Source organism: Streptomyces sp. NPDC088745 (genome assembly GCF_044751045.1).
GTDB lineage: Bacteria > Actinomycetota > Actinomycetes > Streptomycetales > Streptomycetaceae > Streptomyces > Streptomyces cremeus.
Genome location: NZ_JBIVLB010000002.1, coordinates 227,845 through 252,495, shown reverse-complemented (window position 1 = coordinate 252,495; position 24,651 = coordinate 227,845). Strand labels below are relative to the sequence as shown.

The 24,651-nt window shown below is 71.8% G+C and carries 22 protein-coding genes and 2 pseudogenes; 12 read left to right on the top strand and 12 right to left on the bottom strand.

The window, feature by feature from the left end; all coding sequences use genetic code 11:
* Positions 1 to 8: 8 nt before the first annotated feature.
* On the bottom strand, positions 9 to 794 hold the full coding sequence (locus tag ACIP93_RS05730; RefSeq protein ID WP_345229152.1) for a GntR family transcriptional regulator: 786 nt from the start codon (positions 792 to 794) through the stop codon (positions 9 to 11).
* 370 nt (positions 795 to 1,164) lie between these two features.
* Here ACIP93_RS05730 and ACIP93_RS05725 point away from each other — a divergent pair, with 370 nt between their 5' ends.
* The 4 genes from ACIP93_RS05725 (at position 1,165) to ACIP93_RS05710 (ending at position 5,915) form a co-directional block, all read left to right on the top strand.
* On the top strand, positions 1,165 to 2,445 hold the full coding sequence (locus tag ACIP93_RS05725) for an extracellular solute-binding protein (RefSeq protein WP_345228502.1): 1,281 nt from the start codon (positions 1,165 to 1,167) through the stop codon (positions 2,443 to 2,445).
* Between the two features lie 138 nt (positions 2,446 to 2,583).
* Positions 2,584 to 3,567, top strand: coding sequence for a sugar ABC transporter permease (locus ACIP93_RS05720; RefSeq protein ID WP_345228501.1), 984 nt, complete (start codon positions 2,584 to 2,586; stop codon positions 3,565 to 3,567).
* A complete protein-coding gene (locus ACIP93_RS05715) occupies positions 3,564 to 4,394 on the top strand; it encodes a carbohydrate ABC transporter permease (RefSeq protein WP_401756079.1) in 831 nt (276 codons plus the stop codon). The genes ACIP93_RS05720 and ACIP93_RS05715 overlap by 4 nt, the downstream gene beginning before the upstream one ends.
* Positions 4,395 to 4,400: 6 nt before the next feature.
* On the top strand, positions 4,401 to 5,915 hold the full coding sequence (locus ACIP93_RS05710; RefSeq protein WP_401756076.1) for a glycoside hydrolase family 3 protein: 1,515 nt from the start codon (positions 4,401 to 4,403) through the stop codon (positions 5,913 to 5,915).
* A 113-nt stretch (positions 5,916 to 6,028) separates the two neighbouring features.
* On the opposite strand, the gene nagB is transcribed toward ACIP93_RS05710, so the two are convergent.
* Complete coding sequence (gene nagB / locus ACIP93_RS05705) at positions 6,029 to 6,814, bottom strand: glucosamine-6-phosphate deaminase (protein WP_401756073.1); 786 nt, start codon at positions 6,812 to 6,814, stop codon at positions 6,029 to 6,031.
* Between the two features lie 258 nt (positions 6,815 to 7,072).
* Between nagB and ACIP93_RS05700 the strand changes: the two genes are divergently transcribed.
* The 3 genes from ACIP93_RS05700 to ACIP93_RS05690 all read left to right on the top strand — a co-directional run bounded on the left by ACIP93_RS05700 (position 7,073) and on the right by ACIP93_RS05690 (position 10,550).
* Positions 7,073 to 8,152, top strand: a complete 1,080-nt coding sequence (locus ACIP93_RS05700; protein WP_401756995.1) for an SIS domain-containing protein — start codon at positions 7,073 to 7,075, stop codon at positions 8,150 to 8,152.
* 54 nt (positions 8,153 to 8,206) lie between these two features.
* A complete protein-coding gene (locus tag ACIP93_RS05695; RefSeq protein ID WP_401756070.1) occupies positions 8,207 to 8,812 on the top strand; it encodes a TetR/AcrR family transcriptional regulator in 606 nt (201 codons plus the stop codon).
* A 271-nt stretch (positions 8,813 to 9,083) separates the two neighbouring features.
* Positions 9,084 to 10,550 carry a PAS domain-containing sensor histidine kinase gene (locus ACIP93_RS05690; protein WP_345229150.1) on the top strand — a complete coding sequence of 489 codons (1,467 nt, stop codon included), beginning with the start codon at positions 9,084 to 9,086 and terminating at the stop codon, positions 10,548 to 10,550.
* A 191-nt stretch (positions 10,551 to 10,741) separates the two neighbouring features.
* On the opposite strand, the gene ACIP93_RS05685 is transcribed toward ACIP93_RS05690, so the two are convergent.
* Positions 10,742 to 10,999 (bottom strand): WhiB family transcriptional regulator, encoded by a 258-nt coding sequence (locus ACIP93_RS05685; RefSeq protein WP_004937597.1) that lies wholly within the window; start codon positions 10,997 to 10,999, stop codon positions 10,742 to 10,744.
* Between the two features lie 316 nt (positions 11,000 to 11,315).
* A complete protein-coding gene (locus ACIP93_RS05680) occupies positions 11,316 to 12,287 on the bottom strand; it encodes a diacylglycerol kinase family protein (RefSeq protein ID WP_345228497.1) in 972 nt (323 codons plus the stop codon).
* 87 nt (positions 12,288 to 12,374) lie between these two features.
* On the opposite strand from ACIP93_RS05680, the gene ACIP93_RS05675 reads away from it, so the two are divergent.
* Positions 12,375 to 12,917: a hypothetical protein gene (locus ACIP93_RS05675; protein ID WP_401756067.1), complete on the top strand. Its 543-nt coding sequence runs from the start codon at positions 12,375 to 12,377 to the stop codon at positions 12,915 to 12,917.
* An 88-nt stretch (positions 12,918 to 13,005) separates the two neighbouring features.
* Here the strand turns inward: ACIP93_RS05675 and ACIP93_RS05670 are convergent, their stop codons facing one another.
* The 3 genes from ACIP93_RS05670 to ACIP93_RS05660 all read right to left on the bottom strand — a co-directional run bounded on the left by ACIP93_RS05670 (position 13,006) and on the right by ACIP93_RS05660 (position 14,965).
* Positions 13,006 to 14,097: an RNA polymerase sigma factor SigF gene (locus tag ACIP93_RS05670; RefSeq protein ID WP_401756064.1), complete on the bottom strand. Its 1,092-nt coding sequence runs from the start codon at positions 14,095 to 14,097 to the stop codon at positions 13,006 to 13,008.
* Positions 14,094 to 14,507: an anti-sigma regulatory factor gene (locus tag ACIP93_RS05665; protein WP_345228495.1), complete on the bottom strand. Its 414-nt coding sequence runs from the start codon at positions 14,505 to 14,507 to the stop codon at positions 14,094 to 14,096. Before ACIP93_RS05665 ends, ACIP93_RS05670 begins: the two co-directional genes overlap by 4 nt.
* A 197-nt stretch (positions 14,508 to 14,704) precedes the next feature.
* Complete coding sequence (locus ACIP93_RS05660; RefSeq protein WP_401756061.1) at positions 14,705 to 14,965, bottom strand: UBP-type zinc finger domain-containing protein; 261 nt, start codon at positions 14,963 to 14,965, stop codon at positions 14,705 to 14,707.
* A 69-nt stretch (positions 14,966 to 15,034) separates the two neighbouring features.
* Between ACIP93_RS05660 and ACIP93_RS05655 the strand changes: the two genes are divergently transcribed.
* Entirely contained in the window at positions 15,035 to 16,627 is a 1,593-nt protein-coding gene (locus ACIP93_RS05655; RefSeq protein ID WP_345228493.1) for a Na+/H+ antiporter, read from the top strand.
* Positions 16,628 to 16,646: 19 nt separating this feature from the next.
* On the opposite strand, the gene ACIP93_RS05650 is transcribed toward ACIP93_RS05655, so the two are convergent.
* The 4 genes and pseudogenes from ACIP93_RS05650 to ACIP93_RS05635 all read right to left on the bottom strand — a co-directional run.
* On the bottom strand, positions 16,647 to 17,537 hold the full coding sequence (locus ACIP93_RS05650; protein WP_345228492.1) for a pyridoxal-phosphate dependent enzyme: 891 nt from the start codon (positions 17,535 to 17,537) through the stop codon (positions 16,647 to 16,649).
* A 285-nt stretch (positions 17,538 to 17,822) separates the two neighbouring features.
* Entirely contained in the window at positions 17,823 to 18,413 is a 591-nt protein-coding gene (locus ACIP93_RS05645) for an N-acetylmuramoyl-L-alanine amidase (RefSeq protein WP_345228491.1), read from the bottom strand.
* A 132-nt stretch (positions 18,414 to 18,545) separates the two neighbouring features.
* Positions 18,546 to 19,709: pseudogene (locus tag ACIP93_RS05640) on the bottom strand (FAD-binding oxidoreductase).
* Between the two features lie 209 nt (positions 19,710 to 19,918).
* A pseudogene (locus ACIP93_RS05635) lies at positions 19,919 to 20,344 on the bottom strand (RrF2 family transcriptional regulator); the annotation flags it as partial.
* A gap of 208 nt (positions 20,345 to 20,552) precedes the next feature.
* Here ACIP93_RS05635 and ACIP93_RS05630 point away from each other — a divergent pair.
* The 3 genes from ACIP93_RS05630 to ACIP93_RS05620 all read left to right on the top strand — a co-directional run bounded on the left by ACIP93_RS05630 (position 20,553) and on the right by ACIP93_RS05620 (position 23,898).
* The gene (locus tag ACIP93_RS05630; RefSeq protein ID WP_345228489.1) at positions 20,553 to 21,971 is read left to right on the top strand and encodes a family 2B encapsulin nanocompartment shell protein; all 1,419 of its coding nucleotides are present in this window, start codon (positions 20,553 to 20,555) and stop codon (positions 21,969 to 21,971) included.
* A 105-nt stretch (positions 21,972 to 22,076) separates the two neighbouring features.
* Positions 22,077 to 23,129 carry a family 2 encapsulin nanocompartment cargo protein polyprenyl transferase gene (locus ACIP93_RS05625; protein ID WP_401756056.1) on the top strand — a complete coding sequence of 351 codons (1,053 nt, stop codon included), beginning with the start codon at positions 22,077 to 22,079 and terminating at the stop codon, positions 23,127 to 23,129.
* Positions 23,130 to 23,292: 163 nt separating this feature from the next.
* Positions 23,293 to 23,898 carry a GNAT family N-acetyltransferase gene (locus ACIP93_RS05620; RefSeq protein ID WP_345228487.1) on the top strand — a complete coding sequence of 202 codons (606 nt, stop codon included), beginning with the start codon at positions 23,293 to 23,295 and terminating at the stop codon, positions 23,896 to 23,898.
* A gap of 91 nt (positions 23,899 to 23,989) precedes the next feature.
* On the opposite strand, the gene ACIP93_RS05615 is transcribed toward ACIP93_RS05620, so the two are convergent.
* Positions 23,990 to 24,571 carry a TetR family transcriptional regulator gene (locus ACIP93_RS05615; RefSeq protein WP_345228486.1) on the bottom strand — a complete coding sequence of 194 codons (582 nt, stop codon included), beginning with the start codon at positions 24,569 to 24,571 and terminating at the stop codon, positions 23,990 to 23,992.
* Between the last annotated feature and the right edge of the window lie 80 nt (positions 24,572 to 24,651).

Genomic DNA, 24,651 nt, shown 5'->3' with positions numbered 1-24,651 from the left:
CCCGGCCGTCAGTCGTTCGGGCGCCGCAGGCGGGCCACGAACTTGTAGCGGTCGCCGCGGTAGACCGAGCGGACCCACTCCACCGGCTCGCCGTCCTTGTCGAGCGAGTGGCGCGACAGCATCAGCATCGGCAGCCCGACGTCCGTGCCGAGCAGCCCCGCCTCGCGGGGGGTGGCGAGGGAGGTCTCGATGGTCTCCTCGGCCTCGGAGAGGCGTACGTCGTAGACCTCGGCGAGCGCGGTGTAGAGCGAGGTGTACTTCACCAGTGACCGCCGCAGGGCCGGAAACCGCTTGGCGGACAGGTGGGTCGTCTCGATCGCCATCGGCTCGCCGCTGGCCAGGCGGAGGCGTTCGATGCGCAGGACGCGGCCGCCGGCGGTGATGTCCAGCAGTCCGGCGAGGGTGTCGTCGGCCGTGACGTACCCGATGTCCAGGAGCTGGGAGGTGGGTTCGAGGCCCTGGGCCCTCATGTCCTCGGTGTACGAGGTGAGTTGGAGGGACTGCGAGACCTTCGGCTTGGCGACGAAGGTGCCCTTGCCCTGGATGCGCTCCAGGCGCCCCTCGACCACCAGCTCCTGGAGGGCCTGGCGGACGGTGGTGCGCGAGGTGTCGAACTCGGCGGCCAGCGTCCGCTCCGGCGGCACCGGGGTGCCCGGGGGGAGGGTCTCGGTCATGTCGAGCAGATGCCGCTTGAGGCGGTAGTACTTCGGGACGCGGGCGGTGCGGGCGGGCGCCGCCGGCTCGGTGACCGTGCCCCCCGTGCTGGTCTCCGTGCGTCCCCCGTCGGTGATCATGGTCCGCCCTTCCGGCTCCTGCGCTGCTGCCGTCACCGGCTCCTCCGTCTGTCGCGGCTCACATGGATGGTGGCACGGTCCGCCGCGCGGGGCTCGGGCTCCGCGCGATTCCTTCTTATACACCGCGACGCGTGGGAACGCCGTGGACACAGGGGCTGTTGTACGGTCCCGCGCGGGGCGAGGTGTCGGTCCGATAACGGACCCGACGAGTGGTCTGACACACCCTTGACACCCCAAAAGGTCTAGGCCAAGCTCCAGCTACTGGTCTAAACCATTAAAGACCAGGTCCCAGTCCCACAGGCCGTACTTCGTGCGTTGTCCTCGCGGTGGGCAGGGGGTTGCAGGCATCCCTGAGCAGGAGAGTGGCGTAATGAAGCGCAAGCTCATCGCGGCGATTGGCGTCGCCGGCATGTTGGTCAGCGTTGCGGCGTGTGGCGGCTCGGACACCAAGGACGGCGGCAAGAAGGCCGGTGCCGACGGGTTCAAGGGCGAGACGCTCACCGTCTGGGCCATGGACGGCTCGACCCCGCCGAACTGGACCAAGGACCTCACCGCCGAGTTCGAGAAGAAGACCGGCGCGAAGCTCAAGTTCGAGGTCCAGAAGTGGGAGGGCATCCAGCAGAAGCTGACGACCGCCCTGTCCGAGGAGAACCCCCCCGACGTCTTCGAGATCGGCAACACGCAGACCGCCGCGTACGCCAAGACCGGCGGTCTCGCGGAGCTGGACGACCTCAAGAAGGAGATCGGCGCGGACTGGGCCGAGAACTTCAACAAGGCCTCGGTCGTCGACGGCAAGCAGTTCGCCGCCCCGTGGTGGTTCGCCAACCGCGTCGTGGTCTACAACAAGTCGGTCTTCAAGGAGGCCGGTGTCACCGAGGTCCCCAAGACCCGTGACGACTTCTTCAAGGCGCTCGACAAGATCAAGGCCAAGGGCGCGGCCGAGCCGCTCTACCTGCCCGGCCAGAACTGGTACTTCTTCGACGGCCTCACCATCGGCAAGGGTGCGGACCTGATCAAGAAGGACGGCGACAAGTGGGTCTCCAACCTCGCCGACCCGAAGATCGGCGAGGCCGCCGAGCTGTACAAGAAGTACCAGTCCTACTCCAAGGCCCCCAAGGACAAGGACGAGGCGACCCCGCAGCAGGCCGACGTCTTCGCCAAGGGCAAGACCGGCGCCTTCATCGGCATGGGCTGGGAGGCCGGCACCGCCATCAAGGCCAACCCGGCCATCGAGAAGGAGATCGGCTACTTCACCATCCCCGGTGAGACCGCCGACAAGCCCGAGGGCGTGTTCCTCGGCGGCTCCAACTTCGCCGTCGCCGCCGGCAGCAAGAAGCAGGAGCTCGCCAAGGAGTTCCTGAAGCTCGCGCTGTCCGACAAGTTCGAGGGCGCGCTCGCCAAGGAGTCCGGCGTCATCCCGAACAAGGAGTCGCTCAACTCCAACCTGACCGGCAACCCGGTCGCCGAGGCCGCCGCGCCGTCCGCCAAGTTCGGTGGCACCACGCCGCTGATCCCGGAGTGGGCCGCGGTCGAGAACAACCCGAACCCGATCAAGACCTACCTGACGGCGGTCCTGAACGGCAAGACCCCGGCGGAGGCCGCCAAGCAGGTCGAGCCCGAGCTCAACAAGCGCCTCGCGCAGAAGCAGTAACCCTCCTGCCGGGTTCCGGCCCCCTCCGCGGCACCGAGGGGGCCGGAACCCGGCAGTCAGCCGTGTGTCTCCCCGCCCGGCTGTGTCCCGCAGTGCCCTCACTGCGTCCTGCAGTGCGCCTAGGAAGAGATGGCGAGCATGACCGTGCAGACCGAACGACCGCCCTCCGGTCCGACGGAGATCCTCAAGGGGGCCGGGTCCGAGCCGGCCGATCCGGGCAGGAAGCCCCGCAGAGCGGGATCGCTCACCCCTTATCTGCTGCTGTTGCCCCCGGTGGCAGCCGTCCTGGTCTTCCTGGGCTGGCCCCTGGTCAAGAACGTCCTCATCTCGTTCCAGAACCTCAACATGAGGCAGCTGATCCAGCACCTCACCGAGTGGAACGGCACCGACAACTACGGTGACGTCCTCAGCAGTGAGGAGTTCTGGAACGTCACGGGGCGCTCGATCGCCTTCACGGCCGCCAACGTCGTGCTGATCATGGTGATCGGCACCCTGGTCGGCCTGCTGCTGGTTCGCCTCGGCAAGCGCATGCGGGTCGTCCTGATGATCGGCCTGGTACTCGCCTGGGCGATGCCCGTCGTCGCCGCGACCACCGTCTACCAGTGGCTGTTCGCCCAGCGCTTCGGCGTCGTCAACTGGGTGCTGGACGCACTCGGCTTCCACTCGATGGCTGATTACAACTGGACCGGCAGCCAGCTCTCCACGTTCTTCGTGATCATGGTTCTGATCGTCTGGCAGTCGATCCCCTTCGTGGCGCTCAACCTGTACGCCGCGAGCACGACCATCCCCAAGGAGCTGTACGAGGCCGCCGCGCTGGACGGCGCCGGCGCCTGGAAGAGCTTCACCCAGGTCACCCTGCCGTTCCTGAAGCCCTTCCTCTTCGCGACGACGTTCCTGGAGATCATCTGGGTCTTCAAGGCGTTCGTCCAGGTGTACGCGATCAACGCGGGCGGCCCGGACCGGCTCACCGAGATCCTGCCGGTCTACGCCTACATCGAGGGCATGGGCAACCAGCACTTCGGCATGGGCTCGGCGATCTCCGTCCTGACCATCCTGATCCTGCTGCTGCTCACCGCGTACTACCTGCGGATCGTTCTTAAGCAAGAGGAGGACGAGCGATGAAGCGCTCCCTGCCCGGCCGCATCTGGCCCAACGCGACGGCGGTCCTGCTCGTTATTGGCCTCGTCTTCCCCGTCTACTGGATGTTCGCGACGGCCTTCAAGAAGACGCCGGACATCGTCTCCGAGACGCCCGTCTGGTTCCCGACGGACATCACCTTCGAGCACTTCAAGACCGCGATCGACGCCGAGAACTTCGGCACCATGGTGCGCAACTCGCTCACCGTCACGATCCTCGCGGTCGTCTTCTCCCTGATCCTCGCCCTGGCCGGCTCCTTCGCCCTCGCCCGGATGCGGTTCAAGGGGCGGCGCGGCTTCATCATCGGCTTCATGGTGGCGCAGATGGCGCCCTGGGAAGTCATGGTCATCGCGATCTACTTCATCGTGCGCGACGCCGACATGCTCAACAGCCTGATCCCGCTGACCGCCTTCTACATGGTCATGGTGCTGCCCTTCACCCTCCTCACGCTGCGCGGCTTCGTCGCCGCCGTGCCCAAGGAGCTGGAGGAGTCCGCGATGGTCGACGGCTGCACCCGCCGTCAGGCCTTCGTCAAGGTGATCCTGCCGCTGCTGGCCCCCGGCCTGATGTCGACCTCGCTGTTCGGATTCATCACCGCCTGGAACGAAGTCCCCATGGTGCTCGTCCTGAACAAGCAGGCCGAGTTCCAGACCCTGCCGCTGTGGCTGACCCAGTTCCAGACCCAGTTCGGCGACGACTGGGGTGCCACGATGGCGGCGTCCTCGCTCTTCGCGATCCCGATCCTGATCCTCTTCGTCTTCCTCCAGCGCAAGGCGGTCAGTGGTCTGACCGACGGCGCGGTGAAGGGATAAGCACCCATGACGACGCTCATCACCCGCACGGACACCGTCACCCGGGACGCCCTCGCCGTCCTCCAGCCCGGTTTCACCGGCACCTCCGCCCCCGACTGGCTGCTGCGCAGCGTCGGTGAGGGGCTGTCGTCCGTCGGCCTGTTCGGGCGCAACATCGCCTCCCCCGAGCAGCTCGCGGCCCTCACCGCCCAGTTGCGCGCCGAGCGCGAGGACGTGCTGGTCGCCATCGACGAGGAGGGCGGCGACGTCACCCGCCTCGAAGTGCGCGGCGGCTCCTCCTTCCCCGGCAACCTCGCCCTCGGCGCCGTCGACGACGTGGACCTGACACGTGACGTCGCCCGCGAGCTGGGCCGACGCCTGGCCGAGTGCGGGGTGAACCTCAACTGGGCGCCGTCGGCCGACGTCAACTCCGACCCGGGCAACCCGGTCATCGGCGTACGGTCCTTCGGCGCGGACCCGGCGCTCGTCGCCCGGCACACGGCCGCGTACGTCGAGGGCCTCCAGGCCGCCGGGGTCGCCGCCTGCACCAAGCACTTCCCGGGGCACGGCGACACCAATGTCGACTCGCACCACGACATGCCCCGCATCGATGTGGACCTCGCCACACTGCACGCCCGTGAGCTGGTGCCTTTCCGGGCCGCGATCGCCGCCGGTTCCAAATCGGTCATGAGTGCGCATATTCTTCTCCCTGCGCTCGACCCCACCCGTCCCGCGACTCTCAGCCCGCAGATCCTGACCGGTCTGCTCCGGGAGGAGCTGGGCTACCAGGGGCTGATCATTACGGACGGCATGGAGATGCGGGCCATCTCCGCGACGTACGGAATCGAGCGCGGCTCCGTCCTGGCGATCGCCGCGGGCGCCGACGCGATCTGCGTCGGCGGCGGCCTCGCCGACGAGGAGACCGTGCTGCGCCTGCGCGACGCGCTGGTGGCGGCGGTCCGCTCCGGTGAACTGCCGGAGGAGCGGCTGGCCGACGCGGCGGCGAGGGTGCGTTCCCTCGCCTCGTGGACGTCGGCGGCCCGCGAGGCTTCGGGGCCGGGCGCGGAAGTGCAGGAGGGGACCGCGCCCGGCAACGAGACCATCGGCCTGGTCGCCGCCCGCCGTGCCGTCACCGTCACTCGCGCGCCGGGCGCCACTCCCGTCATGTCCGCTCCGTACGTCGCCGCCTTCACCCCGGTCGCGAACATCGCGGTGGGCGACGAGACCCCGTGGGGCGTCGCCGCCGACCTGGCGCGCCTGCTCCCGGGCACCGCGACCGGCACGTTCACGGCGGAGACGGGCACGGCGGAGGCCGTGGTGACGGCCGCGGGCGGCCGCCGGATCGTCGCGGTGGTACGGGACGAACACCGTCACCCGTGGATGGCGGCCGCCCTGGACGCGCTCCTCGCGGCCCGCCCGGACACGGTCGTGGTCGAGATGGGCGTCCCCCAGGCGACCCCGCGCGGCGCGCTGCATGTGGCGACGCACGGTGCGGCCCGGGTCTGCGGCGCGGCGGCGGCGGAGGCCGTCACCGGCCGCTGAGCCCTCCCGCACCGGAAGACCCGCACCCGGAGGGCGCGGAGAGCAGTGTCCGGAGCACCCGGAAGGCCGGGCCCCCCCGCGGGGGCCCGGCCTTCCGTGCGTACTCGCGGTGGTTACAGCCCCTGCCACACCGGCTTGTTGGCGTAGGTGTGCCGGAAGTAGTCAGCCAGCTTCAGCTTGGAGGCGGCGGCCTCGTCGACGACGACGGTCGCGTGCGGGTGGAGCTGGAGCGCGGAGGCCGGGACGAGCGCGGAGAGCGGGCCCTCGACGGTCTGCGCGACGGCCTCGGCCTTGCCCTCGCCGGTGGCCAGCAGGACCAGGTGGCGGGCGTCCAGGATGGTGCCGATGCCCTGGGTGATGACGTGGCGCGGGACCTGGGCGGTGTCGCCGTCGAAGAAGCGCGCGTTGTCGTCGATGGTCTGCTGGGTCAGCGTCTTGATCCGGGTGCGCGAAGCGAGCGAGGAGCAGGGCTCGTTGAAGCCGATGTGCCCGTCGGTGCCGATGCCCAGCAGTTGGAGGTCGACGCCGCCGGCCTCGCCGAGCGCCCTGTCGTACGCCTCGCACGCGGCCTGGACGTCCTCGGCGGACCCGTCGGGGCCGAAGAAGGACGCTTCGGTCAGGCCCAGCGGCTCCACGACCTCGCGCAGGACGGTCGCGCGGTAGGACTCGGGGTGTCCGGCGGGCAGGCCCACGTACTCGTCGAGCTGGCAGATCCGGGCCCGGGACGCGTCCACCTCACCGGCGGCCACCTTGGCGGCCAGGGCCTGGTAGATGGGCAGCGGGGACGAACCGGTGGCGACACCGAGCAGGGCGTCGGGCTTGCCGCCCAGCAGGTCCACGATGCTCTGCGCGATGAGCTCGCCGCCCGCCCTGGCGTCCGGAACGATGACAACTTCCACGCTGATGCCTGCCTGTCTGTGTGGGAGTGCGGAGACCGTCCGCCGAGGTCCTGCGGGGCCGGACGATCTGTGGTATAGACCAATCTAGCAGAGCGGAGGTCCGCGCACCCGGTCTTCCGCGGGTCCGCACCGTCCTTCCACTGGCGGCCCCGTGGACTCCCATGGTCGACTGGCCCCGAGCATCCGTCACCTCGAGCAGCCGTGCCAGGCAGGTCCGGGAGGTCCGTCATGTCGCCCGTGGAACGACCGGCGCAGGGGATGAGCGTCCCCTCCCTCCCAACGGCCCCCTTCGCGGAGCGCCCGGGCCGCCTGATGGCCGCCGAGACGGCGGAGCAGCCGGCCGTGCTGCGCCGGATCCTGGACGAGGCGGCCCCGCGGATCTTCGCGACGGCGCAGGCGATCGCCGCCAAGAGCCCCCGCTTCGTGCTCCTCACCGCGCGCGGCACCTCCGACAACGCGGCCCTGTACGCCAAGTACCTGCTGGAGATCCAGCTCGGACTGCCCTGCGGCCTCACCTCCATGTCCACCACGACGGCCTACGGCGCCCGCCCCTCCCTGCGCGACGTCCTGGTCGTCACGGTCAGCCAGTCGGGCGGCTCCCCGGACCTGGTGGCCTCCACGCGCGCGGCCCGCGAGGCCGGCGCCCTGACCCTCGCGGTCACCAACAACCCCGACTCCCCCCTCGCGGCGGTCTCCGAGCACCACATCGACGTCCTGGCCGGCCCCGAGAGGGCCCTGCCCGCGACGAAGACCTACACGGCCTCCCTCCTCTGCCTCTACCTCCTCGTCCAGGGCCTCCAGTCGCGGGACGGCACGGCGACGGCCGCCGGACTGCCGGACCTGGCCGCGGGAATCCTGGCCCGCCAGGAGGAGGTCCGCGCCCTGGCCGCCCGCTACCGCTTCGCCGAACGCATGGTGATCACCTCGCGCGGCTACGGCTACCCCACGGCCAAGGAGGCCGCCCTCAAGCTCATGGAGACGAGCTACATCCCCGCCCTCTCCTACTCCGGCGCCGACCTGCTGCACGGCCCGCTCGCCATGGTCGACAACATCTCCCCGGTCATCGCCGTGGTCACCTCGGGCAGGGGCGGCGAGGCCCTCCAGCCCGTCCTGGACCGGCTGCGCGGCCGGGGCGCCGACCTCTTCGTGGTCGGCCCCGCGTCCCAGGTCGCCCAGGCGTCCTCGGGCTTCGCCGTCCCCACGGAGTCCGTCCCCGAGGAACTCCAGCCCGTCCTGGACATCCTCCCCCTCCAGCTCCTCGCGTACGAGGTGACCCTCGCCCGGGGCCAGGACCCCGACGCCCCCCGGGCCCTCGCCAAGGTCACCGAGACCCGCTGACCGGAGACACCCGGCGGGCGCTGAAATAGCTAGCGGACGCTATAGAATCCCGGCATGGCAACCGGACAGCGCGGCCGGCCCCGGTCCTTCGACCGGGGGGCGGCCCTGGAGAAGGCCACCCTGGCCTTCTGGGAGAGCGGGTACGAGACGACCTCGGTCGCCGACCTCACGCGCCTGATGGGCATCGCCGCCCCCAGCCTCTACGCCGCCTTCGGCGACAAGCGGGCCCTCTTCGCGGAGGTCGTCGCCCGGTACGCCGCCACCCACGGCGCCTTCGGCGCCCGTGCCCTGGAGGAGGAGGGCACGGCACGGGCGGCCGTCGGCCGGCTGCTCCACGAGGCGGCGGCGGAGTACACCGACCCCGCCCACCCCCGTGGCTGCCTGGTGATCACCGCCGCGACCAACTGCACGACCCCCGAGGTCGAGGAGTCCCTGCGGGCCCGCCGCAACGCCAACATCGCCGCCTTCGCCTCCCGCGTCCGGGCCGACGTGGCGGCCGGCCGGCTCCCGTCCGGCACCGACCCCGAGGCCCTGGCCCGTTTCTCGGGCGCCGTGCTCCAGGGCATGTCGCAGCAGGCTCGCGACGGGGCGGACCGGGCGGAGCTGGAGGCGGTGGCGGAACTGGCGATGCGCGCCTGGCCGCCCGAGGAGGGGCCGTAGAGACACCCGCGGGCCACGGCGCCCGGCGGGACCCTCAGCCCGCCCGGCACCGCAGCCCGGAGTTGCATCGGCCGGCGGTGTGCGGTGCCTCCGGCCGTCAGGAGGGGCGGGCGCAGTCAGGGCAGAGAGCGCGCGTCCCTCGGTTTCACCCTCCTGTGCGGGGAGGATGAAGCTTTGCCCGGCCATTGTGGACTAGACCACTAACCCCTGTCTACGCCTGCGCACCGCCGGTTGTCCCACAGGTTACGGGTATGTTCGACGCGTGCCCTCCATGAACGATCTCGTACGCCAGCACACCGCCCTCAGCGAGTCCGACCTCGAGTGGCTCCACCTGCTGGTCTCGGAGTGGCAGTTGCTCTCCGACCTGTCCTTCGCCGACCTCGTGCTGTGGGTCCCGACCCTCGACGGCACCCGTTATGTCTCCGTGGCGCAGATGCGCCCGAACACCGGTCCCACCTCGTACCACGACGACATGGTCGGCCACCTGGTCCCGCGCGGCCGCCGCCCGCTGCTCGACGCCGCCCTGGACGAGGGCCGCATCGTGCGCGAGGGCGACCCGGAGTGGCGCGAGGAGGTCCCGGTCCGGGTCGAGTCCATCCCCGTGCGGCGCGAGGGGCGGGTGCTCGGCGTCATCGGCCGCAACACGAACCTGCTGACGGTCCGTACGCCGAGCCGCCTGGAGCTGACGTACCTCCAGAGCGCCTCCGACCTGGCCCAGATGATCGCCGCCGGATCGTTTCCCTTCCCCGGGCAGCAGGTCGACATGGACGCCTCCCCGCGGGTGGGGGACGGGCTCATCCGGCTCGACGCCGACGGGATCGTCCAGTACGCCAGTCCCAATGCGCTCTCCGCCTACCACCGCCTCGGCCTCGCCTCCGACCTGGTGGGCCATCACCTCGGCCAGGCCACCGCCGAGCTCGCGCCCTCCCGGGGCCCGGTGGACGAGGCCCTGGTCAAGCTGGCCAGCGGGTACGCGCCCCGGGAGACCGAGGTGGAGGGCAGCGGGGGAGTGATCCAGCTCCGCGCCATCCCGCTCAAGCCCAAGGGCACCCGGATCGGCTCCCTGGTGCTCTGCCGGGACGTCACGGAACTGCGCCGCCGCGAGCGGGAGTTGATCACCAAGGACGCCACCATCCGGGAGATCCACCACCGGGTGAAGAACAACCTCCAGACGGTCGCCGCCCTGTTGAGACTCCAGTCCCGCAGGATGGACTCGGACCAGGGGCGCGAGGCCCTCAACGAGGCCGTGCGGCGCGTGGGTTCGATCGCGATCGTCCACGAGACGCTGTCCCAGAACCTGGACGAGCGCGTCGAGTTCGACGAGATCGCCGACCGCGTCCTGGCCATGGTCGCGGAGATCTCGCCCGGAAAGGTGACCTGCCGCAGGACCGGCCGCTTCGGCATCCTGGACGCGGAGGTCGCCACTCCGCTCTCCATGGTGCTGACGGAGGTCCTGCAGAACGCCCTGGAGCACGCCTTCGCCCCCGGCGACGAGGGCACGGTGGAGGTCTCCGCCGTGCGCGGCGGCACCTCCGCCGAGGCCCGGCTGCTGCTCACCGTGCTGGACGACGGCCGGGGTCTGCCCGAGGGCTTCGACCCGAAGAAGGCCGGCAACCTGGGGCTCCAGATCGTGCGGACCCTGGTGGAGGGCGAGTTGGGCGGGACCTTCGACATGGTCCGCGGCCCCGAGCGCGGGACGCGCGTGGTCCTGGACGTCCCCGTGCGGCCGCAGAAGTAGCCCCCGCGCCCCGGACCGACGGCGGGCGCGGCCTGCCACGACAGCGAAGAGCCCCGGACCGAGGTGACGGTCCGGGGCTCAACTGCTCACGCGTTACTGCGCATTGGGGGGTACTGCGCGCTGCGATTTCGGGGGCGGTGACTGCATACGCGCTGTATGCGCCGCCGAGCTCAGGCTCGAAGCAGGGTGGTTCAGGCGGTCGCGTTGCGCGCCCGGTTGCGAGCGGCGCGGCGCTTCATCGCGCGGCGCTCGTCCTCGCTGAGGCCACCCCAGACACCCGAGTCCTGGCCGGACTCGAGCGCCCACTGCAGGCACTGCTCCATGACGGGGCAGCGGCGGCAGACGGCCTTGGCTTCCTCGATCTGCAGCAGCGCAGGACCGGTGTTGCCGATGGGGAAGAACAGCTCCGGGTCTTCCTCACGACAAACGGCGTTGTGACGCCAGTCCATGGCTGCTACCTCTCCTTGTGACATGCACGTTGCTTGTGAATGTGAACGCTTTCACGAATCCCCTCACAGGGGAAGGGCCGACTTCCAGCGAACACTGGTTGTGGTCCTGAGTGTGAGGAGGGATTCTGGTTCTCAGGGAGGCCGGTGTTGCGGGCCGTCCCGATCGCCATGAAGAGACTCGCAAACCTCGTCGGCGGATACAACCCCTTCCGGAAAGTTTTTTTTGATTCCTCGGTGTCGGCTAGGTCACAGCCGTACTTCCATGGGGTGGATGGCAGTCCGTACGTTCGAGATAAAGGACTTTGGGCCCTTCCACTCACACAATCACACGCAGTGCACGGCGAACGCCTGTGAACGCGACGCTCGTACGCAACCCGAGGTGGTCGCCGTCCATTTGAAGGGGCAGTGGCACCTTCGAATGCAAGGTGAAGTCCGTCAGGTCGTGGAGGGTCACGGCGTGCTTCCCGTGTGGGCCGCGCTCCGGGGTGGAAGTGAGCAACTGCGTGGCGTACCGGGTGACCGCCGGAGTGGAAAGACGGCTGAGGCCCAGCACGTCGAGGGCGGTCTCGAAAGACGCCTCCGGGGAGGCGTACAGCGGGCGATTCCCCAGGTAGGTCCAGGGGGAGGTGTTGCAGACTATCGCCAGAACCAGGTCGGTCACCGGGTCCTCACCGGGCCTCTGCAGAGAAATCACACCCTGTCTGCGGTGGGGTTCCTCCAGGAATTGGCGGACCACCTGGCGCAGATAGAGGGCGTGCGTGGAGCGCTTTCCGCGCTCCCGCTGCTGTTCGACCCGGCCGATGACGCCGGCGTCGAATCCCAGACCGGCGCAGAAGGTGAACCAGCGTTCCGGGACGGCTTCGTCCTCCGTTCCCGGTACGCCTTTTGTGAGGCCGAGGCTCACTGTGCGTTCGCTTCCGGTACGCAGCGCGTCCAAAAGCGCGCCCGTCGCCTCCACGGCGTCATTGGGAAGGCCGAGCGCGCGGGCGAAGACATTCGTGGAACCGCCGGGGACGACCGCGAATCCGGGCAGGCGTTCGGGGTCGGGGCCCGCGTGCAGCAGTCCGTTGACGACCTCGTTGACGGTGCCGTCGCCGCCGAGCGCGACCACCAGGTCGATGGTGTCGGCGTTGTCGGCGGCCCGCCGGCCGAGGTCGCGGGCGTGCCCGCGGTACTCGGTGGTGACCGTCTCCAGCTTCATCTCGCTGGCCAGGGCGTGGATCAGGACGTCCCGGGTGCGGGCACTGGTGGTGGTTGCTGCCGGATTGACCACGAGAAGTGCGCGCATGCGGTGCAGGTTACCGGGGCGGGGAGGGGAAGCTCGGAGCGAGGGGTTCGAGTACGGGGTCACGGGGTGTCTCGTTACCCTGCAGGAGTGAGTAAAAAGTCGGTACGGAAATCCGCCGCGAAGTCCGCGCGCAAGCCGGTCGCCCCGTCCGGGACCCGGCCCCCGGCCCGGCCCCCGGCCGAGGACGAGCAGCCGCTGCCCGATTCGCCGGCCGTGCCGCACCCGCGCGAGCCCCGGCCCGCGCGCCTGGGGGCCGCCGCCGCGCTGGTGGCGGCCGAGGGCCTCGCGCTGGTCGCCGTCGGGCTGTACCTGCTGGTGATGGGGCTGCTGGGCACTCCGGACCGGCCCGAGCAGGCGGAGATGGGCGGGCTGACCCTCGTCGCGCTCGCCGTGCTGCCGCTGGTCGCCGCGAACGGGCTGCGGACCCGCCGAAGCTGGAGCCGCGGGCCCGCCGTGATCACCCAGCTCATGGCGCTGCCGGTCGCCTACACCCTGATGACCACCGACGGCGCCTTCTCGATCCCGGCCGGCATCCTGCTCGGCGCGGTCGCCGTCGTCTCGCTGGTGCTGCTGCTGAACCCGGCCGTCGTGGACGCCCTGGGCATCAAGCGGGGCCCGCGCGGCGCCTGAGCCGCCCCGGGGAACGCGAACGGGGCCCGCGGCGGCGCCTGAGCGCCGGGCGGGCCCCGCTCCGCACGGTCCGTGCGCGACGGACCGGCTACTCCTCCACCAGGAGCTTCTCGCGGAGCTGGGCCAGGGTGCGGGCCAGCAGCCGGGAGACGTGCATCTGGGAGATGCCGACCTCCTGGGCGATCTGCGACTGGGTCATGTTGCCGAAGAAGCGCAGCAGCAGGATCTTCTTCTCGCGCGGCGGCAGGTCCTCCAGCAGCGGCTTCAGCGACTCGCGGTACTCGACGCCCTCCAGCGCCACGTCCTCCGCGCCCAGGGTGTCGGCGACCGCCGGGGACTCGTCGTCCGTGTCGGGGACGTCCAGGGACAGCGTGGAGTACGCGTTGGCGGACTCCAGCCCCTCCAGGACCTCCTCCTCGGAGATCGCCAGGCGCTCCGCCAGCTCGTGCACGGTCGGTGAGCGGCCGTGCTGCTGGGAGAGCTCCGCCGTCGCCGAGGTCAGCGAGAGCCGCAGCTCCTGGAGGCGGCGGGGGACCCGTACCGCCCAGCCCTTGTCGCGGAAGTGCCGCTTGATCTCGCCGACGACCGTCGGAGTGGCGTACGTCGAGAACTCGACGCCGCGCTCCGGGTCGAACCGGTCCACCGACTTGATCAGCCCGATCGTGGCGACCTGGGTGAGGTCGTCCAGCGGCTCCCCGCGGTTGCGGAAGCGCCGCGCCAGGTGCTCGACCAGCGGCAGGTGCATCCGTACGAGACGGTTGCGCAGCTCGGCCCTGGCCGGGGAGCCGTCGGGCAGCCCGCGCAGCTCGACGAAGAGCAGCCGCGCCCCCGAGCGGTCCCGGGGGTCGGGGGCCTCGGCGCGCTCCCGGTGGGGCTCGGGTGCGTCCGGTGCGCCGGAATGCGGCTCGGACGCGTCCGTCGTCCCGGCGTGCGGCTCGGACACCCCGGCGTGGGCCGCCCCGGCGGTCCCGCCGCCGGAGTGGACCTCCTGCGAGGTGTTCTCGTCGCGGTGCCCGCTGTCGCGCTTCTCGGTGTCGCGCCTGTCGTCGCTCATCTGGTCCGCCGCCCGCTCTGCCGCCTGAGCCTCTTCCGCCGGGTGCGGGCGGGCCTGCTGCTCAGGAATCCCGTTCAGCGCCCGCCTGCTGCGCTCCTCGTCCCGCACCGGCCCGTCCCCGCTCATACCGGACCGGGCCCCGCGCCGCGCTGTTTGTACAGACTGATGCTGACCGTCTTGTCGTCGGCGACGGTCGCGTCGACCTTGCCGGCGAGCGCGGAGAGCACCGTCCACGCGAACGTGTCGCGTTCGGGGGCGCGGCCGTCGGTGGTGGGCGCCGAGACCGTCACTTCCAGTGAGTCGTCCACCAGCCGGAACACACAGCTGAGGACGGAGCCGGGCACGGCCTGCTGGAGCAGGATCGCGCACGCCTCGTCCACCGCGATGCGCAAGTCCTCGATCTCGTCGAGGGTGAAGTCCAAACGCGCTGCGAGGCCGGCCGTGGCCGTACGCAGCACCGACAGGTAGGCACCCGCAGCGGGCAGCCGGACCTCCACGAAGTCCTGGTTCCCGGGCTCGCCTGCGATAGGGGACACCCTCACCTCCAAGGTGGCACAAGCGGTACGTCGTTCACGTCTATCGCCGGTGACGCTATCGCGATCCGCCGCTCCGTGTCGCCGGACCCCCTGCCCGGCGAGATGTCACACATGGTAAGCCCATGCGCACGGACAGTGGCTAGGGGTGTGCGGGGCCCAATTGGACGCCACCGACGAGGGGTTGAGCTACCCACGTCTCAGACGATCGAACCGTCGACGAAGCACCAGCGCCAGCTCTCGCCCGGCTCGAAGCTGCGCATCACCGGGTGGCCGGCGTCCTCGAAGTGCGCGGTGGCGTGCCGGCCCGGCGAGGAGTCGCAGCAGCCCACGTGACCGCAGCTCAGACACAGGCGCAGCTGTACCGGGTGCGTGCCGGTGGCCAGGCACTCCGGACAGGTGTCGCCGAGCGGCTCGGGGGCGGGCCGCGGCAGCTCTTCGACGTGCGGGCATGCGTTCATGGAGACCATTGTTCATGACGTCATGGGTGGACGACGTGACGCCGAACCGGAGGGACGGGCCCCGAGCCGATGGACGCAACCGCGCTGCTGGCGCTGATCGCGGTGAGCGCGGCGGTCGCCGGGCTGGCCCGGCGCACCCCCGTGCCCGCGCCGCTCCTGCTGGTCGCGGTGGGGATCGCCGCGTCCTTCGTGCCGGGGGTGCCCGCGTACACCCTCGACCCGCACATCGTGCTGCCGCTGCTGCTGCCGCCCCTGCTGCACACCGCCGCGCTGGAGAGCTCGTACCTGGACCTGCGGGCGAACCTGCGGCCGGTGGCGCTCCTGTCGGTCGGGTACGTGCTGTTCGCGACCGTGCTGGTGGGGTGGCTGGTTCATCTGTTCGTTCCGGGGCTGCCGCTGGCCTCGGCGCTGGTGCTGGGGGCGGTGGTCGCGCCGCCGGACGCGGTGGCGGCCACCGCGGTCGCCCGCAGGCTGGGGCTGCCGCCCAGGATCACGGCGATCCTCCAGGGGGAGTCGCTGGTCAACGACGCCACCGCCATCACCGCGTACAAGGTCGCCCTCGCGGCGGCGGTCGGGGAGGGGGCGAGCTGGACGGCGGGCGTGCAGGAGTTCCTGGTGGCGGCGGTCGGCGGGGTCGGGGTGGGGCTGCTGCTCATGGTGCCGCTGCACTGGCTGCGGACCCGGCTGAAGGAGGCGATCCTCCAGAACACGCTGTCGCTGCTCATCCCCTTCGTCGCGTACGCGGCCGCCGAGTACGTGCACGCGTCCGGGGTGCTCGCGGTCGTGGTGGTCGCCCTCTTCCTCGGCCACCGCTCCTGGCAGGTGGACTTCGCGACGCGGCTCCAGGAGGCGGCCGTGTGGAAGATGGTGTCCTTCGTGCTGGAGTCGGCCGTCTTCGCGCTGATCGGGCTGCAACTGCCGGTGGTGCTGGCGGGGCTGGGACCGTACGGCGGCAAGGAGGTCCTCTGGTGGGCGGTCGTGGTGTTCCTGCTGGTAGTGGTGGTGCGGTTCGTGTGGGTCTTCCCGGCGACGTACCTGCCGCGGTGGCTGTCGGAGCGGATCAGGACGCGCGAGCCGGACACCACCGTCGCCGCGCCGCTGATCGTGGGGTGGGCGGGCATGCGGGGCGTGGTGTCGCTCGCGATCGCCTTCTCGATCCCGCTGACGGCCGAGGGGGAGCCCTTCCCGGGGCGGAACCTGATCCTCTTCCTCACCTTCACGACCGTGATCGGCACGCTCGGCGTGCAGGGACTGACGCTGGCGCCGCTGATCCGCGCGCTGAAGGTGACCGGGCGGGACCGGTACGCGGCGACCCTGGCGGAGGCGCAGGCGCAGAACGAGGCGTCGGCGGCGGCCGAGGCACGGCTGCGGGAGCTGCTGGCGGACCCGGCCAACGCCCTGCCGAAACCCCTGGAGGACCGCCTGCGGACCGTGCTGGAACGGCGGCGGAACGCGGTGTGGGAGCGGCTCGGGGCGGTCAACGAGGAGACCGGGGAGTCGGCGGACGAGACGTACCGCCGGGTGGCCCGGGAGCTCATCGACGCGGAGCGGGCGGTCTTCGTGGAGCTGCGGGACACCCGCCGGATCGACGACGAGATGCTGCGCACCCTGCTGCGGCGGCTGGACCTGGAGGAGGCGGCCGGGTGGCGGGAGGAGGAGTGAGGACTCCTGCCGTCCGGTTCTACGGGCGTCCGGTGACGACCGCCGTCAGCCGGGTGCCGGGCGGGAACGCGCCCTGTGCGGTCAGGACGGTCAGGGCGTGCAGCGTCTTGGCGACGTACAGGCGCTCGACCGGCAGACCGTGCCGGGCCTCGAAGTCGTCGGCGAAGGCGAGCAGCTCCGGGGTGGTGCGGGCGTAGCCGCCGCAGTGGAAGCCGTCGGCGAGGGACCACTCGCCCCGCCGTCCGCCGAAGGCCGCTTCCTGGAGGCGTACGACCTCCTGCTCCAGGAAGCCGCCCTTGAGGACCGGGACGCCGAGCGCCCGCTGGCCGGGGGCCAGGCCCGCCGCGAGCCCGGCCAGGGTGCCGCCGGTGCCGCAGGCCACCGCCGCCACGTCCGTCACCCCGTGCAGCTCCCGCCCGAGCCGCGTGCAGCCCTCGACGGCGAGGGCGTTGCTGCCGCCCTCGGGAACGACGTACGGCTCGGGGAGGTCCGGGAGGGAGACGGCGGGCAGGAGCGCGGCCAGGTACGCCGGGTCGTGGCGCCGGCGGTAGTCCGTACGGGAGACGAAGTGCAGCCGCATGCCGTCCGCCGCGCACCGGGCGAGGGACGGGTTGAGGGGGCGTGCGGCGAGCTCGTCGCCGCGGACGACGCCGACGGTGGGGATGCCCAGCAGGCGGCCGGCGGCGGCGGTGGCGCGCAGGTGGTTGGAGTAGGCCCCGCCGAAGGTGAGGAGGGGGCGGCCCGCGGCGGCGCGGAGGTTGGGGGAGAGCTTGCGCCATTTGTTGCCCGGGAGGTCCGGGTGGATCAGGTCGTCCCGCTTGAGGAGGAGGCGCACGCCGTGGCCGTCGAAGCGGGGGTCCCGGACGGGGGTCAGGGGGGAGGGGAGGCGGGGGCGCAGGTCGGGGGGCACCGGGTCATTGTCCTGCGGGTCCCGTCCGGGTGAGGGGGCCGGGGGGCGTGGCTGGTCCCGGTTCTGTGCGGGCGGGTCGCGGGTCCGGTGGGTGCGTCGTGGCTGGTCGTGAGTCCGTGCGGATGCGTTGTGGGCGGTCCCGGGCCCGTGCGGAGGGGCGGCGGTCCCGGGACCGTGCGGGGGCGGGTGGTCCCGGGGCCGTGCAGGTGCGTCGTGGCCGGTCGCGCAGTTCCCCGCGCCGCTGGAAGGGGCTGCTGCGCAGCCGTCCTCCCCCCGGTCCGCGGGTCACTTCAGCCGGTCCCTGATCCGGCCCCGCATCCAGTCCATCCTGAAGCCCCTCGGGTCGACCTTGCCCGGCTGCCACTCCAGATGGCCCAGCACCGAGGCCGCGCCCCAGCCGTGGGCGCGGCAGATCGCCGCCGAGACGCGCTCGATCGCCTCCAGTTGGGCGGCCGGCCAGGGGTCCTTGCCGTCGCCGAGGTTCTCGCACTCGAAGCCGTAGAAGCGGGCGTTGCCGTCGGTGTTGGCCTCGTTGTCCGGGGGCAGCCGCTTCTCGGCGATCACCGCGCGCAGGACGTCGTCGTCGCCGAGGCCCGCGTGGTTGGCCCGGCCGTAGCCGACCAGGTGGACCCTGCCGTCCTTGGCGATCACCCCGTGGCAGAGCGGGCCCGGCAGGTTCGCGTGGCCGTCGCGGCACAGGGCGACCGTCGCCGCGGTGCCCCGGGTGACCGTGTGGTGGATCATCACGCCGTGCACCGGGCCCCAGGGGCCGTGGCCGTGCCGGTTGTGGGTGCGCCAGTTGCCGACCTCGACCACGGTCACCCCCTCGGCGCGCAGTGCGGACAGGAAGGCGTCGGCGGAGAGGGGGCGGGCCATGGGGGCCTCCGTACGGAATCAGAACGGAATCGCTCCTACCGCTTGTACCGGAAGATCACCGTCCGTGACAGCCCGTTCGCACGGTGTGCGAGCCGTTCCGGACATCCCAGGCGTCCCTCAGGTCGTCGCCGGCTACAGGTCGGGGCCGAACACCTCGTAGTGGACGTCCGCCGCGGGCAGGCCCTTGGCGGGGAGCCGGGCGCGCACCGCCCGCATGAACGGCAGCGGTCCGCAGAGGTGGGCGCGGGTGCCGGGGGCGAACTCGACGCCCGAGAGGTCCACCGGGCCGGTGCGGTCGGCCGGGTGGCCGGGCTCCGGGTGCTCGTAGAAGAAGTGGGCCGTGGCCGCCGGGAGCTTTTCGGCCGGCCGCCCGTGGTCGGCGCGCAGCGGTGGGCGGCGGGGGAGCGGTCGGTGTGGACCACCGTCACCGGGGCGCCGTGCCCGGTCGCCGCCAGGTGCTCCAGTGTCGCGCTCATCGGAGTGCAGCCGATGCCCGCCGAGGCCGACGGGAGGGGCGCGTCGCCGTCGGCGACGACCAGGTCGCCGTACGGCGCGGAGACCCGCAGCCGGTGGCCCTCGCGCACGTGCGCGTGCAGGTGGGACGACATCTCGCCGTCGCCGATCCGCTTGACGGCGATCGAGCGCAGTGCGGCGCCGGTGCCGAGGAGAGGCTGTACTGGCGGATCTGCCGCGCCCCGTCCGCGAGCTCCACCTGCACGGAGACGTACTGGCCCGGCTCGGCGGCGGGCATCGGCCCCCGTCCGCCGGCCGCAGTCGGAAGACGGCGACCTCGGCCGTCTCCTCGGTGCGCCCGGCCAGCTCCCAGTCCCGCCAGGTGTCGTCCTTCAGGACGCCGTGCTGCGCGTACAGCCGGTCCTCGACGGCGGTCAGCGCGTGCGCCGTCAGCCAGCACACCTCGTCCCGGCCCGCCGCGACCTCGGGCGTCACCGCGTCCCCGAGCACCTCGGCGAGGGCCGCGAAGAGGTGCTGGTGGACCACCCGGTACTGGCCCGCCGTCACTCCCAGTGACGCGTGCTTGTGCGCGATCCGGGAGAGCATCGCGTCCGGCCGCCCGTCGGGCCGGTCCACGAGGTGCGCCGCGAAGGCGGCGACCGACCCGGCGAGTGCCCGGCGCTGGGTGCCGGCCGCCTGGTTGCCCCGGTTGAAGAGGTCGCGCAGCAGCTCCGGGTAGGCCGCGAAGAGCTTGTCGTGGAAGAGCGCGGTGATGTCCTCGATCGCCGCGCCGACGGCGGGAAGGGTGGCGCGGACGGTCGCGGTGGCGGCGGGGGAGAGCATGGCGGGCTCCTCGCGAGGCTCATTGGTATATGAGAGTCGTAGTCAAAGGCGGGGCGAAAGACGTCGGCCGCGGCTGATGGGTCGTCACCGGGCCGCACGCCGACGGGTCCTGCGTCATCGGGTCGTACGCCATCGGGTCGTACGTCTCCGAAACGGCCGGAAATGGCCGGTGCGGGCGGGGCCCGCGCGGCTCGGTCCGCCCGGCGAGTCGCCGAGAGGCCCAGCAGCAGCGGCCCCGTCGGCGCGCCGGTCGGCGTGTCCACCGTCAGCGGGTCCAGCGCGGCGAAGAACGCCTCCTGGGCCTGCCGCAGCGCCCCGCGCAGGCTGCACGCCGACCGCGGCGGGTACGCCGTCCCGCCCTCGCGGTCGACGACGTCGCCGGACCCCTCCAGCTCCCGCACCACCGTGCCGACCGACGCCGTCCGGCCCGCCGCGGTGAGCGCGAGCCCGCCGCCGCGGCCCCGGCGGGCCTCGACCAGGCCCAGGTGCTGGAGCGGGAAGACCACCTTGGCGGTGTGCGTGCACGGGATCTCCATGGCCGTCGCCACCTCCCGGGCGGTGGGCGGTCCGTCCTTCTCGACGGCCAGGCGCATCAGCACGCGCGGTGCCAGGTCGGTGAATCTCGTCAGCCGCATGACGTCACGCTGAGTGAGTTGCATTTCGGATGCGACTCAGGCGTGCGGACGTTCCGCGCGCCCCGGCCGTCCCGCCCGGTCAACCCGGCGCGCGGGATTCCCCCTTCGCCGGTGATCTAGTCACACTCTTTTGTGTAATGGCGCCGCCACGGGCCGTGCTGAAAGGCTTCTGCCGCAGGTCAGCACAGATGCCGTGAGAGGAAGTCAGATGTCGGTCGAGGCAGGTCCCGAAGTCCGCGATCAGCAAGTGCAGCCGCAGCCGCAGCAGAGTCTCGGCACGGCCGCCGCGCGGAACTTGGCGACCACCACCAAGTCCGCGCCGCAGATGCAGGAGATCACCTCCCGCTGGCTGCTGCGGATGCTCCCCTGGGTGCAGGTCCAGGGCGGCGCCTACCGGGTCAACCGGAGGCTGAGCTACGCGGTCGGCGACGGGCGGGTGGAGTTCGTGCAGACCGGCAGCCGGGTCGCCGTCATCCCGGGCGAGCTGGGCGAGCTGCCCGCCCTGCGGACGTACGACGACCAGGACGTGCTGCACGAGCTGGCGCAGCGCTGCGAGCAGCGCGAGTTCGCCCCCGGGGACGTCATCGCCGGCGAGGGCGACAGCGCGGACACCGTGTACCTGCTGGCGCACGGCCGCGTCGAGAAGATCGGCTCCGGCCCCTACGAGGAGGAGCAGGTGCTCGGCGTCCTCGCGGACGGCGCCTACTTCGGCGACCAGGCCCTCGTTGAGGAGGACGCCACCTGGGGATACACCGCCAAGGCCGCCACCGCGTGCACGGTCCTCGCCCTGACCAGGAACGACGTCCTGACGCTCGCGGACCGCACGGAGTCCCTGCGCGGCCATCTCGCGGCCGTCCGCGACCTGCCGCGCCGGCGCACCAACGAGTTCGGCGAAGCCCCCATCGACCTGTCGGCGGGCCACGTCGGCGAGGCCCTGGTCCCGCACACCTTCGTGGACTACGACGCCGCTCCGCGCGAGTACGAACTCTCCGTCGCGCAGACCGTCCTGAAGGTCCACACCCGGGTCGCGGACCTCTACAACCAGCCGATGAACCAGACCGAGCAGCAGTTGCGGCTCACCGTCGAGGCCCTCCGCGAACGGCAGGAGGACGAGATGATCAACAACAAGGAGTTCGGCCTCCTCGCCAACTGCGACTACGGGCAGCGCCTCCAGCCGCACGACGGCGTCCCCAGCCCCGACGACCTGGACGAACTCCTCTCCCGGCGGCGCGGCAACAAGTTCTTCCTGGCCCACCCGCGCGCCATCGCCGCGATCGGCCGCGAGTTCAACCGGCGCGGCCTGGTGCCCGGCAGCGTCGACATCGGCGGCAACCAGATCCCCGCCTGGCGCGGCGTCCCGATCTTCCCGTGCAACAAGATCCCGGTCACCGACGCCCGGACGACCTCGATCCTGTGCATGCGTACGGGACTTGAGGAGCAGGGCGTCGTCGGCCTGCACCAGACCGGGCTGCCGGACGAGATCGAGCCCAGCCTCTCGGTGCGCTTCATGGGCATCGACGAGCAGGCCATCATCTCCTACCTGGTGACCGCCTACTACTCGGCCGCCGTCCTGGTGCCGGACGCGCTGGGCGTGCTGGAGAACGTCGAGATCGGCCGCTGGCACTGACCGCCGGCGGGAGGAGGGGACGGCCCGAGGGGGTAAGGGGAGGACGGGGGCGCGGTCGCGCGGGAGCGCCGGCGCCCCCCGGTACGGAGGGAGTTGGCATTGACGATGACCACGACCCGGGCGGCAGGCGACACGGGCGGCCCGCAGGGGGCCGCCGCACTCCTCGCCCGTACCAGGACCGCCGTCGACCCGCGGCTGCGGGAGACGGTCGACTCGCTGCCGGGGCAGCTCCGCCGGATCGCCCGCTACCACTTCGGCTGGGAGCGGGCCGACGGCACGGCGACGCAGGCGCACGCGGGCAAGGCGATCCGGCCCGCCCTCGTCCTGGCCGCCGCGCACGCGCTCGGCGGCGACCCGGGCGAGGCCGAACACGCCGCCGCCGCGGTGGAGTTGGCGCACAACTTCACCCTGCTGCACGATGACGTGATCGACGAGGACCCGACCCGCCGGAACCGGCCCACGGCCTGGACGGTGTTCGGCATCCCGGACGCGGTCATCGCGGGCGACGCGATGTGCGCACTGGCCCTGCGGGTGCTCGCCGAGGACCCGCACCCGGCCGCCCAGCCGGCCTCCGCCCGGCTCGCCGCCTGCGTCATCGAGCTGTGCGCGGGCCAGCAGACCGACTGCGCTTTCGAGAACCGGGCGCCGCAGGACGTCACCATCGCCGAGTGCCTGACCATGGCCGAGGCGAAGACCGGTGCCCTGCTGGGCTGCGCGTGCGCGATCGGCGCGCTGTACGCGGGGGCCGCGCCGGAGGAGGTCGAGGCGATGGACGCCTTCGGCCGCGAGGCCGGCCTCGCCTTCCAGCTCATCGACGACCTGATCGGCATCTGGGGCGACCCCGCCCACACCGGCAAACCGGCCGGCGCCGATCTGGCCGCGCACAAGAAGTCGCTGCCCGTCGTGGCGGCGATGGCCTCCGGCTCCCCGGCCGCCGCCGAACTGGCGGAGCTCTACCGCGCACCCGCCATGGACGCCGCCACGGTGCGTCTGGCCACCGACGCCGTGGAACGGGCCGGCGGCCGGGACTGGGCGCAGAGCCAGGCCGCCGACCGCATGGCCAGGGCGGTGGACCACCTCTCGCGGGCGGTCCCGGACCTGGCCGCCGCCGACGACCTGCTCGCGCTCGCCGAGTTCGTGACGCGCAGGACGCGCTGACCGGAGGGGGAGAGTCCGTCGGCGGAGGGGTTTCGCGTACGGGGCGGGGCCCGCCGGAATTCGTCGGCGGGCCCCGCCCCGCACCCCCAACTCTGCGATCATGGACGTACGTTGAGCACGTACGTCCGCCACAGCGGAGCGGGCGCGGAACACGGAGACGATCATGGGCGTACGGATACGGCAGGCGACGAAGGCGGACCGCGACGCGGTGCTGCGCGTGGTGGACGACTCCTTCCGGGACGACCCGGTGAGCAACTGGATCTTCCCGGACCCGGCGCGCTACGACCGGGTCCACGCGCAGATGATGGGGGCCTTCTTCGACCTGTGCCTGGAGCACGGCTGGGTGGACGTCACCGAGGACCTGTCGGCCGTCGCGATGTGGCTGCCCACGCCCGAGGGCGAACCGGAACCCGACGACGGGCCCGCGCAGTTGCGTGCCGCCGTCGACCCGGACAACGACCGCATCGAGACGGTCGGCGCGCTGACCGCGGCGAACCACCCGCACCACCGGGAACACGCGTATCTGTGGATCATCGGTGTGGACCCGCAGCGGCAGGGCGAGGGCCTCGGCTCCTCGCTGATGGTGCCGGTGCTGGAGCGCTGCGACCGGGAGGGCACCGCCGCCTACCTGGAGGCCAGCAGCGCGCGCAGCCGCGAGCTGTATCTGCGCAGCGGCTTCACGGACCTGGGGGAGCCGCTGCGGCTGCCCGACGGGGGACCGCTGATGTACCCGATGTGGCGCGACCCGCAGACGGAGCCGCGGCTCTAGCGGGTCAAGCGGCCGGAGCGGATCAAGCCGCCAGGGCGGATCAAGCCGCCAGGGCGGGCCAAGTCGTCAGGGCGGATCAGGCCGGAGCGGATCAGGCTTCCGGGAAGATCCGCTCCACCGTGACCGCCACCAGTTCGTCCAGCGCCTCGGGGGTGTCGGAGAGCATTTCCGGCAGCGTGAAGTGCTCCACCAGCAGGCCGGACATCGCCAGGTAGAGGACCCGCATGTCGTCGGCGTCGCCCGGCAGGCCGGCCTCCAGGTGGAACCGGAGGTTGTCGTCGAAGGTCTCCCGGACGGTCCGGTTCAGCTCCTCGCGGAGCGCGGGCCGCCGGGTGGCCTCCAGCCGCAGTTCCAGCATCGCCAGATATCCGGAGCGTTCGGCGACCACCCGGCGCACCAGGTCCCGCATCAGGTCCACGATCAGCTCCCGGGACGGTTCGGGGGCCATCAGGCGTGCCACGTGCGCCGGGTCGGGCGTCATGCGCTCGTTGACCCGCACCGCCACCTGGGCGAGCAGGGCGTCCCGGTCGGCGAAGTAGTTGGAGGCCGTGCCGGTGGGGGTCCTGGCGCGCGCGTCGACGGCGCGGAAGGTGAGCCCGCGGGCGCCCTCGTCGGCGAGTACGTCAATGGCGGCGTCCAGCAGGGCGGTTCGGCGCTCGGGGTTCCTGGCCATGGGTTCTCTTCCTTCTCAGATCTCGTACCGCGAAAGGCTTGCGCAACCACTACACCTGAAGCACTATAGCTGTCGTGGTT